Origin of the sequence: Kitasatospora sp. NPDC096140 (assembly GCF_040303045.1) — a bacterium.
Classification (GTDB): Bacteria; Actinomycetota; Actinomycetes; order Streptomycetales; family Streptomycetaceae; genus Kitasatospora.
Genome location: NZ_JBEOUW010000023.1, coordinates 56348 through 72199 on the forward strand (window position 1 = coordinate 56348; position 15852 = coordinate 72199).

General features: G+C 70.1%; 10 protein-coding genes. 6 read left to right on the plus strand and 4 right to left on the minus strand.

Annotated elements, in window-relative coordinates; genetic code table 11:
• Positions 1 to 2 precede the first annotated feature (2 nt).
• From ABT048_RS23630 to ABT048_RS23655, 6 genes are all read left to right on the plus strand, one after another.
• The gene (locus ABT048_RS23630; RefSeq protein ID WP_350523451.1) at positions 3 to 2699 is read left to right on the plus strand and encodes a penicillin acylase family protein; all 2697 of its coding nucleotides are present in this window, start codon (positions 3 to 5) and stop codon (positions 2697 to 2699) included.
• A 5-nt stretch (positions 2700 to 2704) separates the two neighbouring features.
• Positions 2705 to 3286, plus strand: a complete 582-nt coding sequence (locus ABT048_RS23635) for a hypothetical protein (RefSeq protein WP_350523452.1) — start codon at positions 2705 to 2707, stop codon at positions 3284 to 3286.
• A 129-nt stretch (positions 3287 to 3415) separates the two neighbouring features.
• A complete protein-coding gene (locus ABT048_RS23640; protein ID WP_350523453.1) occupies positions 3416 to 4666 on the plus strand; it encodes a valine--pyruvate transaminase in 1251 nt (416 codons plus the stop codon).
• 366 nt (positions 4667 to 5032) lie between these two features.
• The gene (locus ABT048_RS23645; protein ID WP_502894068.1) at positions 5033 to 6199 is read left to right on the plus strand and encodes a serine hydrolase domain-containing protein; all 1167 of its coding nucleotides are present in this window, start codon (positions 5033 to 5035) and stop codon (positions 6197 to 6199) included.
• A 114-nt stretch (positions 6200 to 6313) separates the two neighbouring features.
• On the plus strand, positions 6314 to 7489 hold the full coding sequence (locus ABT048_RS23650; protein WP_502894069.1) for a serine hydrolase domain-containing protein: 1176 nt from the start codon (positions 6314 to 6316) through the stop codon (positions 7487 to 7489).
• Positions 7490 to 8239: 750 nt separating this feature from the next.
• Positions 8240 to 8935, plus strand: a complete 696-nt coding sequence (locus tag ABT048_RS23655; RefSeq protein WP_350523454.1) for a ricin-type beta-trefoil lectin domain protein — start codon at positions 8240 to 8242, stop codon at positions 8933 to 8935.
• Positions 8936 to 9139: 204 nt separating this feature from the next.
• Here ABT048_RS23655 and ABT048_RS23660 read toward each other — a convergent pair whose 3' ends face one another.
• From ABT048_RS23660 to ABT048_RS23675, 4 genes are all read right to left on the minus strand, one after another.
• Complete coding sequence (locus ABT048_RS23660; RefSeq protein ID WP_350523455.1) at positions 9140 to 10714, minus strand: PIN-like domain-containing protein; 1575 nt, start codon at positions 10712 to 10714, stop codon at positions 9140 to 9142.
• Between the two features lie 190 nt (positions 10715 to 10904).
• The gene (locus ABT048_RS23665; protein ID WP_350523456.1) at positions 10905 to 11531 is read right to left on the minus strand and encodes a hypothetical protein; all 627 of its coding nucleotides are present in this window, start codon (positions 11529 to 11531) and stop codon (positions 10905 to 10907) included.
• 4 nt (positions 11532 to 11535) lie between these two features.
• Positions 11536 to 13197 (minus strand): DEAD/DEAH box helicase, encoded by a 1662-nt coding sequence (locus ABT048_RS23670; RefSeq protein ID WP_350523457.1) that lies wholly within the window; start codon positions 13195 to 13197, stop codon positions 11536 to 11538.
• A gap of 12 nt (positions 13198 to 13209) precedes the next feature.
• Complete coding sequence (locus tag ABT048_RS23675) at positions 13210 to 15528, minus strand: ATP-binding protein (protein ID WP_350523458.1); 2319 nt, start codon at positions 15526 to 15528, stop codon at positions 13210 to 13212.
• Between the last annotated feature and the right edge of the window lie 324 nt (positions 15529 to 15852).

Genomic DNA, 15852 nt, shown 5'->3' on the forward strand with positions numbered 1-15852 from the left:
TGATGAAAGCCAGGATCCGCCGCACGGCGGGAGTACTGGGCGCCGTGTGCACCGCCGGCGTGACGATGTTCGTGTTCGGCGTCGGCTTCGGACCGGTACCGGCGCTCGGCCGGGCCCTGATGCCCGGCGGGGGTGTCTGGCCGTCGGCCGAGGACGCCCGTCCGGCGAAGAACGAGCAGATCCGCATACCCGGGCTCGACCACCCGGTGGACGTCTCGTTCACCGCGGACGGCGTGGCCTCGGTCCACGCCACCTCGGACGAGGACCTGTTCACCGCCCAGGGCTACCTCGCCGCCCGGTACCGCCTGTTCCAGATGGACGCCCAACGGCGCCTGGGCGAGGGCCGGCTCGCCGAACTGAACGGCCCCTCCGGCATCGACTCGGACGTCTTCGAGCTGACCCTCGGCATCCACCGCACCGCGGAGGCCACCTGGGCGGCGACCCCGCACGACAGCAAGGCCGCCAAGGCGCTCACCGCCTACGCGGCCGGGGTCAACGCGCGGCTGGACGAGCTGGACGAGAACGGCCAGTGGCCCACCGTCTACGGGCTGACCGGCGTCCGGCCGGAACGCTGGACCCCGGTGGACAGCCTGGTCGTCCAGGGCGTGCTCACCCAGACGCTGAGCTTCGACACCCGGCCGCTGACCTACGCGCTGCTGAGCAACTCGCTCGGCGCGGAGCGGGCGTCGGAGTGGTTCCCGGTCGTGCCCGCCAACGAGCAGCACCCGTACGCCCCGGGCCCGTACCAGAACCTCGGCCTCGCGCCCCTGCACAGCCCGAACGCCAACGCGGCCTCGGCGGCCGGCCACACCGGCGTCACCGGCGACGGCACCGCGGCGCCGGCCGCCGCGGACCCGGCCGCCCCGGCGACTCCGACCGCCCCCGCGACCCCGGGCTCCGCTCAGCCGACGGCCACGGCCACCGCCACCGCCACCGCGACGGCGACGGCGACCGCCGCAGCGCCGTCCACGGCCACGACGGCCGTCGACACCAGCGGGTCCACCGCCGAAGCCGCCACCGCCGTCCTGCGCGGCATGGCCAAGCTCCCGGAGACCACCCGCCACCTCTACCCCAACAGCAACGCCTGGCTGGCGAACGGCCCGGCGACCGGTGGCGGCGCGATCCTCGCCGGTGACCCCCACCTCAAGCTGTCGCTCCCCTCGTACTGGTACGAGATCTCGCTCAAGTCCCCCGGGTACGACGTCACCGGCGCCAGCCTGCCCGGCATGCCGGCCGTGCTCATCGGGCGCAACGCCGACGTCTCCTGGTCGCTGACGGCGGTCCAGAACCAGTCCACCTTCTTCTACCGCGAGAAGACCGACCCGCAGCACCCGGACGCCTACTTCTGGAAGGGCGCCTGGTACCCCGTGGAGAAGGTGAAGTACACGGTGCCGGTCCGCGGCGGCGCCCCCGTCCCGGTCGAGGTCGGGCTGACCGTGCACGGCCCGCTGCTGACCGAGAAGGGCGAGACCACGTCGGTCGAGTGGATGGGCAACCGCCCGTCGCAGAACCTCGCCGCGCTGCTCGACCTCAACGCCGCCACCGACTGGAACAGCTTCCGCACCGCGCTGCACAGTTGGCAGGCCCCGGCGCAGAACTTCGCCTACGCCGACAAGAAGGGCAACATCGGGGTGATCGCCCCGGGCTCGTACCCGCAGATCGCCTCGGGCGACGCCCGCGGACCGCTGCCGGGCACCGGCGAGTCGGACGTGGTCGGCGCCATCCCCTTCGACGCCGTGCCCCAGGTCTACAACCCGCCGTCCGGACTCCTGGTCACCGCCAACCAGCGGCCGGTCGGCCCGGACTACCCGTACTACATCGGCCCCGCCGCGAACTTCGACACCGGCTACCGCACCAACCGCATCTTCGCCGAACTGTCCAAGCCCGGCCGGCAGCTCACCGCGGACTCGTTCGCGGCCCTGCAGAACGACGTCACCGACGAGCTCGCCCAGCGCATGGTGCCCAAGCTGCTCCAGGCCCTGGAGGGCGCGCAGCTGACGCCGCAGCAGGAGGCGGCCCGCAAGCTGCTCTCCGAGTGGAACTGCTCCATGGACGCCGACTCCCCGGCCGCCGCGATCTGGTTCGCCTTCTACGGCGGGTACGTCGAGCAGGTCTTCAAGCCCTGGTGGGACTCGGCCAAGGTGCCGGTGGACGTGGACCCGGCCGGTCTCGACCTGCTGCGGACCCCGGTCGGGCTGATGCAGGACCTGGAGAAGTGGACCTTCACCGACCCGGAGAACCCCGCCTTCACCGCCCCCGGCGGCCCCCGGCGCACCGCGCCCGACGCGATGCGCGCGTCCTTCACCGAAGCGGTCGACTACCTGAACGGCCGGCTCGGCGGGCAGCCCGGCGAGTGGAAGTGGGGGCGCATCCACGAGCGGGTGGTGCCCTCGCTGACCGGAGCCCCCGCGCTCGGCGACGGGCCGCGCCCGGCGGGCGGCAGCCCGTGGACCGTCAACGTGGCCGAGAACGGCCTGAGTTCGAACTACGGCCCCAGCCTGCGGATGGTCGTCGGCTGGAGCCCCGCCGGCACCGCGGACGCCCGCGCGATCTACCCCGGCGGCCAGAGCGACAACCCGGCCTCCCCCTGGTACAAGAACCTGGCCCCGGACTGGTGGAGCGGCTCGCTCCGTCCCCTGCGCACCGCCGACGAACAGGGCGCGGGCGACATCCGCTGGACCTTGCGAGGCGAAGGATGACCGACATGACGAAGCCGACCGGAACCACCACGACGCCCCCGGACCCGGCCGGGGAACCGGCGGCCACGGAAGCGCCCGCGGAACCGACCACGGGTCCGACCGCGGCCGCCCCCGCAGCGGCCCCGTCCGAGGGCACCGCCCCCGGGCCGCGCCGTGCGACGGCCGCGATCGTCACGCTCGTCGGCGGGACGGCGGCCACCGCCCTCGGCACCCTGGTCGGGCTCTGGTTCGTGCCCTTCCTGGTCGGCGCCGCCGCCGGCGCCACCAGCCGGTTCGCCCGCACGCCCCGCCCCTCCCGCGGCTACCTCACCGCTCCGCTGGCGGCCGCCCTCGGCTGGGCGATCCCGCTGGGCGTGCAGGCCCTGGGCGGTGCGCCGGTGGGCGAGGTCGCACGGACCACCGCCGCGCTGGCCGGCCTCCCCCCGCTCGCCACCGCCATCGTGGCCGTCGCCCTCCTGATCGCGATGGTCCAGGCGCTGCTCGGGGCCTGGGTCGGCCGGACCCTCGCACCCCGGGGACGCACCGCCGCGCACCGCCCGGCACCCGCGGCAGCCGCAGCAGCCGTGGAGGCCGCAGAGGCTGCCTGACCGCAGGCGCCCGCGCGACCCGGCCGGGGACCGGCGCACACCGCCGGTCCCCGGCCGCCCTCCTCTCCCGTCCCGTTCCGTCCCCTCCCCCACGCCCTCCCCCTCCCGCCCCCAGAAGGGAACCTCCCCATGGCGCTGTCCCTCATCGGCAGCAAGATGGCCACGCTCTCGGGCCTCCGCAGCATCATGGAGGACATCGCCGTCAGCACGGCCTCGGGCCCGGCCGACTGGCTGAACCTCGGCATCGGCAACCCGGCCTCGATCCCGGACGCGATCGCCGAGTGGCGGAGCCTGACCGAGGAGGCACTGACCGAGGACTTCGCCTCGGCCAGCTGCCAGTACGGACCGTCCCGGGGTTCGGCCGCCCTGGTGGACGCGATCACCGACTACTTCAACACCCGGTACGGCTGGTCCCTCACCCCGCGCAACGTCGCCGTCGGCCCCGGCAGCCAGATGCTCTGCTTCACCGCCGCCGCCCTGTTCGCCGGCCCCGGCCCGGCCGGCACCGGCGGGACCAAGGTCGTCCTGCCGATGTCCCCGGACTACACCGGCTACCAGGGCCTCTGCCTCCACCCGGGCGGCGTGGTCGGCGTCCCCGCCACGCCCGTCCCCGAAGGCCCCCACCGCTTCCGCTACGCCTTCGACTTCGAGGCGCTGGAGGCGCAGCCCGACACCGGGATGCTGCTGCTGTCCAGCCCCGGCAACCCGACCGGCCGCGCGGTCGACGCCGCCGAACTCGACGCCCTCGTCGACCTCGCGCGCCGACGGGACGTGCCGCTCCTGCTCGACCACGCCTACGGCGAGCCGTTCCCGCGGATCGCGCCGACCCTGACGCCCCCGCCCTTCGACGACCACGTGATCAACTGCTTCACCCTCTCCAAGGCGGGCCTGCCCGGCGAGCGCATCGCCTTCGCCATCGGCGCCGAGCGCTGGATCACCCCGATGGTCTCCTTCCTGGCCAACTCGGCCCTGCACGCCCCCCAGTTGCAGCAGTCGGTGGTGGCCCGCGCGCTGGCCTCGGGCCGCCTGGACCGCCTGATCTCCCACACCGTCTCGCCCTTCTACCAGGAGCGCCGCCGCCTGGCCGAGAAGCTCTTCGAGGAGGTCATGCCGGAGTCCGTGCCCTGGCGCCTGCACGCCGGCGACGGCGGGATGTTCTGCTGGTTCTGGATCGACGACGACCGCTTCGACGACATGGCCCTCTACGAACGCCTCAAGCAGGACAAGGTCTTCATCGTCCCCGGCCGCCACTTCTTCCCCGACGGCCCCGCCGACCCGCACCGCACCCGCTGCTTCCGCGTCAGCCTCAGCCCCGCCCAGGACACCCTCACCGAGGGCATCACCCGCATCGCCAAGGCCGTCCGAGCCCTCTGCCCCTGACCCACCCGGGCCGTGGGCGGTGTCGAGCACCCGCCCCACCGCCGCCACCGCCTCCACCGCCGCCACCGCCTCCACCGGCGCTGCCGTGGAGCGGGGCGGCGGGCACCCCCGGCTCGCCAGGGCCTCGCACCGGGACCGGCCCCAGCCGTGCCACGCACCAACGGCCCGTGCCGATCGGCGCCGTTCGGTGCCGAACGGTGCCGAACGGTGCCGAACGGCCAGGAGCACGGTCCTGGCCGGCTGCGACCCCCGGAGCCTGCTCCCGGGCACGTTTCGTCCCGGGTGCGGACGAACTCCCCCTCCCCCGAATGGTCCTCTTGATCAAGGCCGGGAATCACCGGCGCCATTCATCGGAGGGGTCCTTTCGTGTACGAGCATGCACCGCACAGCCGCTTCCCGCTCTCCCGCCGGGGCAGCCGACACCGGGCGGTGGCGGTCGTGACCGCCGTGGCCGCCGGGGTCATGGCGGCCACGGCCCTGGCACCGACCGCGGCGTTCGCGGGCGGCAGGCCGGACACCGTCCAGTCGGGCCTGAACGCCCTGGTGAAGGACGACGGCATGCCCGCCGCACTGGCCTCCGTCAAGGGCCGCGACGGCCGCACCCGCACCTACACCGCCGGCGTCGGCGACCTCACCACCGGGGCCAAGGTCCCCATGGACGGGCAGGTACGCGCCGGCAGCAACACCAAGACCTTCACCGCCGTCGTCGTCCTCCAGCTCGTCGCCGAAGGAAAGCTGGGCCTCGACGCGTCCGTCGACACCTACCTCCCCGGCCTGCTCCGCGGCGACGGCATCGACGGACGCAACATCACCGTCCGTCAGCTGCTCCAGCACACCAGCGGCCTGCCCGAGTACGTGAACAAGGACGCGATCCTCACCAGTCCGAAGCGGTACTACGAACCGCGTGAACTGCTCGACGCGGCCCTCGCCCAGAAGGCGCACTTCGCCCCGGGCACGCGCTGGGAGTACTGCAACACCAACTACCTGATGGCGGGCCTGATCATCCAGAAGGTCACCGGGCGGCCGCTCGGTGAGGAGATCAACCGGCGCATCGTCGACCGCATCGGGCTGCGCCACACCTACTTCCCCACCCCGGGGGACACGAGCATCCACGAAGCCCACCCCAAGGGCTACAACCAGGACGCCGACGGCTCGTTCCGCGACTACACCGAACTGGACCCGTCCTGGGGCTGGGCGGCCGGCGCCGTCGTCTCCACCAACAGCGATCTCGACGCGTTCTTCGCCGCACTCCTCGGCGGCCGGCTCCTGCCCGCGGCGCAGCTCGCCGAGATGCGCACCACCGTCCCCGCCGACGAGGTGGGCCCGGGCACCCGCTACGGGCTGGGCCTGATGAGCCGGCCGCTGTCGTGCGGTGGCGTGTACTGGGGCCACGGTGGGACCATCCCGGGCTACGAGACCGCCGGGGGCGCCACCGATGACGGCCGCGCCGTCAGCATCGCGGTGACCACCATCCCGGGTGACGCACCCAAGCAGCACGTGGCGGCCATGGTGGACTCCGCCCTGTGCCGCTGACCCTCGCCGATCCGGCCTGAGCGTCCGCACCGGTACGACCGGCGGGTTCTGCACGCACCTGCGCGCAGAACCCGCCCGTCCCACCGATTCCCCCTCCAGCACAGGAGTTACTCCGTGAACGAGTACGTACAGCACAACCGGGCCGACCGACGCCGCCGTGCCCGGCGCGGGTTGGCGGCGGCCGTGGCCACCGTGGCCGCCGGCGTCGTGGCGGCCACGGCCCTGGCACCGACCGCGGCGTTCGCGGGCGGCAGGCCGGACACCGTCCAGTCGGGCCTGAACGCCCTGGTGAAGGACGACGGCATGCCCGCCACACTGGCCTCCGTCAAGGGCCGCGACGGCCGCACCCGCACCTACACCGCCGGCGTCGGCGACCTCACCACCGGGGCCAAGGTCCCCGCGGACGGGCAGATACGCGCCGGCAGCAACACCAAGACCTTCACCGCCGTCGTCGTCCTCCAACTCGTCGCCGAAGGAAAGGTGGGCCTGGACTCCCCCGTCGACACCTACCTCCCCGGCCTGCTCCGCGGCGACGGCATCGACGGACGCACCATCACCGTCCGTCAGCTGCTCCAGCACACCAGCGGCCTGCCCGACTACATGGACGCCCCCGCGCTCTCGGACTACGCAGCGATCCAGTACCGCTACTTCGAGCCCCGCGACCTCCTCGACGGCACCCTCGCCCAGAGGGCCAGGTTCCCCGCGGGTACCAGCTGGGAGTACAGCAACACCAACTACATCGTCGCCGGGCTCCTCATCCAGAAGGTCACCGGACGGCCCGTCGGCGAGGAGATCACCAAGCGCGTCATCGACCGCATCGGCCTGCACCACACCTACTTCCCCACCCCAGGGGACACCGGCATCCACGAGGCCCACCCCCAGGGCTACTACCGCAGCTCGCCGGACGCGCCCCCGATCGACTACACCGGGATGGACTCCTCGATGGCCTGGGCGACGGGGGCGATCGTCTCCACCAACACCGATCTCCTCTCGTTCTTCGCCGCACTCCTCGGCGGCCGGCTCCTGCCCGCGGCACAGCTCGCCGAGATGCGCACCACCGTCCCCGCCGAACTCCTCGGCCCGGGAGTCCGCTACGGGCTGGGCCTGCAGAGCAGGCCGCTCTCCTGCGGCGGCCTCTCCTGGGGCCACGGCGGAACCTCCCCCGGCTACCGCTCCCGCAACGGCGTCACCGACGACGGCCGCGCCGCCGCCATCACCGTCACCACCATCCCCGACGCGGTCGGCGCACAGCACATGGCCGACACCCTGGACGCAGCCCTCTGCCGCTGACTCCCCCACCCCCGCCGCCGCACCCGACCCTCCCGAAGCACACCGCATCGATCGCCTTCCCCGACGACCCCGCCTCCGAACAGCTCGGCCCCTCCGGCGGGCTTTTCCATCAGGCGCCGGCCCAGCATTCGTTGGGACCCCCGAACAGCTTGCTGCCCATGAAGACGCTCGCTGAGGCATTCCAGGAGTTCCAATACCCGACTCCACCATCACAACCAGATCAGCACTCGATCGAGCTGGCCAGCAAGGCGCTGAGCGGGCGCCTGAGCGGGCCCCCCGCGAGGCCCCTGGTCCCGAAGTGGTCCCGCCGGAGTCCCCCGGCCGCCACCTGCGGCTCGTGCGCTGACCCACCCTCGGAAACGGCAAAAGCCCCGCTGGCCTGGACCTCCGTCCAGTCAGCGGGGCTCCGACATCACTGTCGGGACGACAGGATTTGAACCTGCGACCCCTTGACCCCCAGTCGCCTGGGCGTAGCCACCGCTGCACGTCAGACGGTAGACAGCCCGCGCTGTTCGTTCACCGAAGTGCGCCTCAGAGGCGATAGTGAGCACCGCGTGGTCCCCGGCAAGTCCCCCCCGGTTGTCGCGGTCTCAGCTACTCCAATGAGCTATCGCCACTCGCGCATCAGGGTCCAGCTTGGCACCGCACCAGAATTGCGCCCCTCGGCAACCCCGGAAGGCGACCGCCACCGCATCGTCGACCGTCGCGCGCCCCAGAAGTTGCGATCCCCTTTCCCGAGGGGCGACCGCCATGGACACCGGCCCTCGTCGCGAAGGGCAGGGTGTGCGCGTTGCGATGCTCGCCCCCCTGGAAGGAGGAGGGATTCGCTGCGGCCGGAATCGCGCTCCACTGTTGAGCTTTCAAGAGCGGACAGGAGTCAAGGGCAAGGCCGACGGCTTCGACCACTCAGCATCCGCCAGCTACTCCCACTCCAGCGTCACCGCCCAGATCCAGCTTGTCGGCTGGCAGTGCATAGACTCCACCTGCGGTCCCAAAGAAGGCACCAACGCCGCAGTCCACGCTTGCTGGCGGATCGTCAACCAGATGCTCAGCTGTCCCATCGACGGCATCATCCGCTCCGGCGGCTGGTACGTGTCAGCCGAAGGCAACGCCCTCGCCAACGGCATCGGCCTGATGTTCTCCCACCGCGTCGGCAACGCCGGCCAGAAATGGGCCGTTCGCCCCGATGACCGGATCCACCTGCCCGCCACGATCACCACGGACGCCCACCCCCAAACAGCCCCAGGTCTGCTCGGGCAGTCCCAGATGCCGAGGCGGGGCCCGCTCGGCATCTGGGACTGCCCGAGCATGTATGCCAACCAGCAATGGAACCTGACCTACGAGGAGCGCGCAGCGCGATCCCTCCCCTGGCGGGCAACTCAGCGCGGTCTGGCTAGCACCGTGAGCGGGGCCCGGCGAACCAGCCGGGTCCCGTCTTACGTGTAAGGGTTCAAAGCCCAGACAGAGATGATCTGCACCGAAGACCGCAGCGGGCCGGAACCGTTGGACGCCTCCGGGCGAGCTCCAGCCGTGAGGGCGAGCGCCGCAGCCCATGTGGGGGCACGGGACACATCGGCTTGATCGACGGACCTCCGGTTGGCCAACGGAGCGGTCCACGCTGACCTGGACCACCCCTGGCGTTCGGCTCTCCTATCCCGCGTAGTCAGGATTCTCGATCATGCTGCGGTGAAGGTACTTCAGGTCTACCCCCGAACGCTCGGCCAGCTGCTCCTGCTCCTGACGGTCGGCGGTCGCCAGTACGTTGTCTCCATCCCGGGTAGTGACGACCACGGCCGGCCGCTCCTTCGAATCGCCCGCGCCGTTGATGGCCGCCCACATGAGGTCCTTAAAGGATCCCGTCGGCCCCCAGCAGACGTACCGGGTCGAGATCCCATTAGTGGCGTAGCAGTGCATGGGCTTCTCTCCGACTGAGTCCGGAACCACGTCCCACCCGGCGCCGCAGGCCGATTGAACGATCTCCTCTGGTCCTCGGAAACGCATCACCGCGTATCTGGCGTACTGGCCGAATCCTTCTTGGGAGCGAAGGTATTCCTTCATTGGAATGTCCTTGAGCCAGACGCGGGCACTCTGCGCCGGCACGAAGGGGAGGAGAACTCCACCCACGCGGGGGTCGTCTACCCACTGGCGGTATTGCCCGGATTTCTCTGAAGCCGTCAGAAAGTCCCAGTCCAATTCATGGGCCTGGCGATACACCTCCGCCAGCACGCGCTCGCGGACGGAGGCGGGAATCTCCGGTCCGGTCGCGGTGTCCGAACGATTCGACGCCTCGCTGGGGAGTCGGTCGACCCGGGCGACTTCTTCGACGGATTCGGGGCTGACCTGCACGCCCACCAGCGCGTCGGCCTGCCGCATCAGCTCCGTGGGCTGCAGCATGAACAGCTGGTGCCGTGTGCGAGAGCGGAGCTCAGCCATGAGTTCAAGTCGCGGCCCGCGCAGCTCACCTCGCCACCTTCTCCACCAGTCATCCTTGACGTCGCTGGTGACGAAAAGCACGTCGCACTGCCGCTGTTCGGCCTCGCGCAGCAGTTGTTCCCACACGAGGTAGTCGCCAGCCCCGAGATCGTCGTCTTTCCCCTGGTCGAGGTAGCCCGGTGGCTCTTGGGCCTGGGCGCGGCGCTTGGCCTCCTTCAGGGCCGCGGCGTGGTCCTCGGAGGACAGGGGAGCCCCCACCCGGCCCGCGAGCACCGTTGAGAGTCTGGACAGGAGCAAGTCCTGGTTGGTGTCCCGGGCGCGTGGAACGGTGTCGTTGGCGGCCTGTTCCTTGATGACGCGTTGGACGTTCTCGAAGGCGTCGGCCAGTTGGCTGGAGAGTTCCGCATGCCGTTCCTCCGGCAGCGCGACACTCTTGACCCATACCGAGATCGCGTCGGCCGCCGAGCGCCCGGATTTCTCGAGCGATGCCACCGCGTCCCTCGCGTTGTCGGCCGGCGTGTTCAGCGTGGACTCACGGTTGCGCCAGAATTCGTCCAGGGCCTGGTGGGGAACCCAGAGCCGTTCTCCCAGGGCTCCCATGACGGCGAAGAGGGAGTCCCGGGTCTCCTCGGTGTATCGGTAGAGATTGAGCAGCACGTTGGCGTCGAAAACGACGATTCCCTCGGACAGGACCGTTCGATAGTTGTCCCGCGAGGGCGTCCGATAGCCTTCGAATCCGTCGAAAAGACCGTACCCGCCACTGGCCGGGGCTTGGTCGCCTTTCGCCGTCACTGGCCTCCCCCATCTTCCCGGGCCGCCATGACGAGTCGAGAGTCGTGGAGGCCGCTTTGATCTTTTGTCGTCCTGGCCCGCCCCTGCGGGGCGTGACTATCGGGACCGATCGAGGATCGGGCGTTCTGTAGGACGCCCGATCCGGCTTCACTCACAGCGGGGGCGCCGCGTCGGGCACGGCGCCCGGAGGTCAGTCCTCCAGCGACGCCCCCACGTAGTCGGGGTTCGGGATCATCGTTCGGTGCAGGTGGGTGAGGCTGACGCCGCAGTGCTCGGCGACCTTGATCTGGCGCGCGCGATCAGCCGTCGAGACGGTCTCACCGTCACGGGTGGTGATGACTATGGCCGGATGCCGCTTGGCCTCGATCGCCTCGTTGACGGCAGCCCAGATGAGGTCCCGGAAGGTGCCGGGGCGTCCCCAGCAGACGTACCGGGATTCCTCGCCATCGGTGGCAATGCAGTGGTTCGGTTTCTCGCCGAGCGATCCAGGCAACGGGCTCCAGCCCTCGCCACAGGCGGCCTGGACGATCTCCTCAGGGCCTCGGAAGCGGTTCACGGCGTAGCGGACGTAGTGGCCGATGCCTTCCTGGGCCCGGGCGTACTCCTTCATGGGAACGTCCTTGATCCAGACACGGGCATCCTTCTCTGGCCCGTGGGAGAGAAGGACTCCGCCCACCTTGGGGTCTTCGATCCATTTCCGGTACTGGGCGGTCTTCTCTCCGTTGCTCAGGAATTCCCAGTCCAGGTCGTTGGCCTGTTGGTAAATCTCGCGCAGGAGGATATCGCGGAGGGCGGTGGGCAGTTGCATGGAGGGCACGGCGTCACTCCTGGGGCGCAAGGGCGGCGGGAAACTGGAGGCGATGTTCGTCGTAGGCGGTCTCGAGGCTGGCCGCGTCTTTGATCCACTCGTCCATGAGCGTGGCCACGTGTTGGTCGCTGAAGCCGATCCTGGACGGGGTGACCTTCGTCAAGGTCTCGATCTGGCCGTGCTCAGCCAGCGCCCGCTTGAGCTTGAGGGCGGCCGCGATGCGGCGGAGATCGCTGACGAAGTCGAGTACGACGACGTGTTCCTTTCCGTCGCGTATGCGAAGGCCCCGCCCCAGTTGCTGGACGAAGATGCGGCGGGAGTGGGTCACCCGCGCGAAGCAGAGGATGTTGACGTCCGGGACGTCGACGCCCTCGTTGAGGATGTCGACCGACGTGAGGATGGGCACCTCGCCGGCGCGGAAAGCCAGGAGGCGGTTCTGCCGTTCGCGCTTGGCGAGGCCCGCGTGGATGGCCAGGGCGCCGGACCACAGGGGGGTGCGCCGCAGCAGCTCCGCGAGGCGTTCGGCGTGTTCGATCGTGCGGCAGAAGACGATGGCGCGGGGATTGGCCGTCGTCGTCCACGCGGCGGCGAGTTCGTCGCGGACCGCTTCGTCCCGCTGGGGCAGGAAGAGCTTGGCGTTGAGTTCGGCGAGGCCGTATTCGTGTTCGCTGGCGTCGCGCACCACATCCCAGTCGATGTTGTCGACGAACAGGCGGTAGTCGACCTGCGCCAGGTAGCCGCGTCGCATGCCCTCCTCGATGCCCAGGCTGAAACTGGCGGGTCCGAGCTGCTGGGTGATGTCGTGCTTGTCCCCGCGCCACGGGGTCGCGGTGACGCCCAGGTGCCGGGCTTCGCGCAACACGGCGAGGAGTTCGTCGTACTGCCCCTCCTCGCCGAGGTGATGGGCTTCGTCGATCATCACGAAACCGGGGCGGTACCCGAAGCGCGCGGCGTTCAGCGCCGACCCGACGGTCGCACAGGTTAGGCCTGAAAGGTCGTCAGGCCGACTGTCCCCGGTGAGAACGCGAGTGGGTACCTCCTTGGGGAGGTGGCGCCATAGCGCGCGTTCGAGTTGGTGAACGAGGTCCTTGGCGTGCGCGACGACCAAGACCTTGTCCCCAGGGTTGTGCTTCAGGTGACTGGCGATCGTCTCGCCGCCGACAACGGTCTTGCCCAGTCCGGTGGCGAGGACGAGAAGCGCCCGACCGGTGGCGTCGAGGTCCGAGTCGAGGGCCGCCAGGGCTTCGACTTGGTACGGCCGGGGAGTGACCCGCGTGATCCGCTCGGGTACGCGGTCGAAGCTCATGGCCAGGTCCGCGCCACCCCAAAGCACGATCGCGGGCCCTATGCGGGCGAGGTCGGCCACGCGTCGGCGGGCGTCCGGGCTGAACCGGGCGTTGGTGACGACGATGGCGTGGTGGGCCCGGTAGTTGTCCCGCGCCCGGGCTACCTCGTCCACGGCGGCCGCCCCAACCACTCCGCTCCGTTTCCACTTGCACTGGAGCACCCAGGTCTCGCCCCTGCGTCGCGCGAGGATGTCTCCCCCCTCGTCGCCCGAGCCGTCGATGTTGGACACGTCGGAGAAGCCCAGGTGCCACAGGAGTCGCTCGACCTGGCGTGGAAACTGCAGGGGGCCGACGTCCAGAAGAGACGTCGCGTCCAGAAATCCTGACATGTGCGGTTGCCTCTAGCTGTTGTCGATCACGAGATCGCGGGCGACCAGGCGGCAGCTGACACGGATCCGCGCCATCTCGTCCGCATCGAGACGCGGGCGGTGCTGCTCGAGCAAGGCCAGGTCGCTCAACGGGTTGATCAGCCGCTCCACCACGAGAGCCCTGGCTTCGGGGTCGCTCAGGGAGACGTACCCACGCTTGAAAACCCGGCCGTCGAGGAAGCTGTCCGGGGACTGCTGGATCACGCGGATGACGGCACTGGCCGGCGCGTAGCGGATGAAGTCCCCGTTGGTGAGCGCGTCGTTCCACGAGAAATCCCCACCGGACTGGACCGCGAACTTTCGCTCGGACCTCGCGCGTTCGTCCTGCGTCAACAGCAGCCAGTGGATGGCAGGGTTCTCCGACACGGGCGCGACCATGGCACCGCGCACCTGGTCCAACAGGCGCTCCGACTCCTCCGCCATCGCGGCGGCGGTCAGCCGCGGGCTGGAGGTCTGGGTCTTCAGCTGAGCGACGATCTCCGTCAGCGGCGTCGAGAGACTGTTCGCGCGTACCCTCATGAACTCCGCGACCTCGACCAGGGCCAGGTCACGCAGGTCGGCACCGTTCTCGCTGAAGAGCGGGTGCCCGGTGTCGATGAACACCTCGAGTCGCGGTGCCCGGATCATCGACACGACCACCGGCGCGGTGCGGCCGTCACCGGTGACGAGCGTCTGGCCACGAACCGCCCAAGCCGCGAGCTCGACCCGGCCGAGCTCGTCGAGGAAGTACCTGCCGTCCAGATCCACCAAGGCCTCGGCGTGGTCGCGGTAGCGCTGCAGTCGCTGATCTATCGTCTCCGCCGAAGCGGCTTCGGTCGTGGGTTCCCGCTCCGCCGCGTCCGCGCCCTCGCCGGAGGCTTCCGGTTCGAGGAGATCGGCGCCGAATCCGGGCAGGATCTCACCACGCTCGGGGGCCGGCTCGGCCGATACCGGATTGTCGTGCTGGTAGGCGGCCCGGTACCAGACCTCGTCGCTCTGGTACTCGTGGTCGCCCAGCCTCATGAGGTCGGCCCAGCGCAGGGCCTTGTCGTGGAGCGCGGTGCGGCCGTCTCCCGGGATCAGGTAGTTGAGCCCTGGGTCCTGACGGCGGAAGCCCGAGTACAGGAGGGCGAGCGAGCTGCGGTTCTCCGGCAGGCCGAGCCGCTTGGCGATCGTCGGCCGTAGCGGGCTGCTTCCGCGCACCTCCCGAATGACCTGTCGCCACTCGGCGGTCTCGAACTCGAAGGCGGTCTTCTGGTAGTTGGGCGCGACGTGATCGCAGTGGATCTCACCGACGATGCGACCCATCGGGGTCTTCGAGTCGATGGGGTACTCGAGCTCCTGCTCTCCGAGGCCGTCCTCGTCCTGCCAGTAGAAGACCCGCTTGTCCTTGAGCAAGATCTTGCGCCCGTTGCGGAGGAAGTCCAGTCCGTAGTCACTGCGGTGAACATAGCGCTGGACGCCGATCCAGCCCCAGATCTTGCGATCCCGCAGCTCGAGGCTGCCCTGCCCGCATTCCTCGCATCGATCCGCGTCAGCGGAGCTCCAGTAGCCGCACACCATGCACGCCTTCTTGGGGCTCAGGACGCGCTCGATGCGCTGAACGGCGTTGATCTCGACTCCCTGACGGGTGACGGTCCGCTTCTCGTCCCAGACACAGGCGAGTCGCGGCTTGACCTTCTTGCCGTTGAGAGTGAGAAGGAAGCTCTTGGTGTGCAGGAGGTAGCTGTAGACGTCGCCGAGCTTCTCCCTGATCACGTTCTGGGTTTGCGGGCGGCACAGCGTCGTGTACTGCTCCTGCTTGAGGTCGCTGATGGTGATCGTGGTGCCGTGCTCGTCGGGGCTGCTCTTGGGCACCAGGCGGTACGGGGCCTGGTACTCGGCGGAATCGGCGATCTTGACCAGGTCCAGGGTCACCTCGATCCAGTCGGGGTCACCGGCCGTGCCGGTGCGCACCGTGGTCTTCCGCCCGAGACGGGCCGTGCTGATGTTGAAGCCCATGCCGAACAGGCCAAGCGAACCGTGCCGACTGTTGCTCGTCCATCCCGCGCTGATCGCGTTCGTCACGGCGTCCAGACTCATACCGCGTCCGTTGTCTCGCACCGTGATCTCGGCGGTGGAGCGTTGGGAGTTGGCGGTCGGCAGGGAGATCGAGACCGAGGGCCGATCCTTGGGCTCGCCCGCCGCCTGGAACTCGTCGAAGGAGTTGTCCACGAGCTCGGCGAGGCACTGCCAGTGCGAGAACTCGATGTCGCCCAGCACACCCAGGATTCGTGGGTGGGGCATAACATTGATGTACTGGCCGTCGGTCATTCCTTGCGTCCGCCCTCGTCTCGATCCCACCCCGGGGAAGACCGGCTGAGCCCACCGCCCGGCGAGCGCGCGGTGCTCGCGGCAGGACCGGACCGGGCCGCCACGAGGTCTTCCATCGTCGTGCGGCCAACAGTAGTGGGCACCGTCGATCCTTGGGGTACAAAGATCCCAGATGCGCGGCCTACTCCCGCCTCACTCCCCCGCCTTCGCGACCTGTCCCGGTCGGGACGAACCGCGCGAATTCGGCCGCGCGGCGCCGCACCGGCGCTCCCTCGGGAGTGGCGGCGCCGTCTCGGTGGGTGAGACGGCCTGGTCGTGACCGCC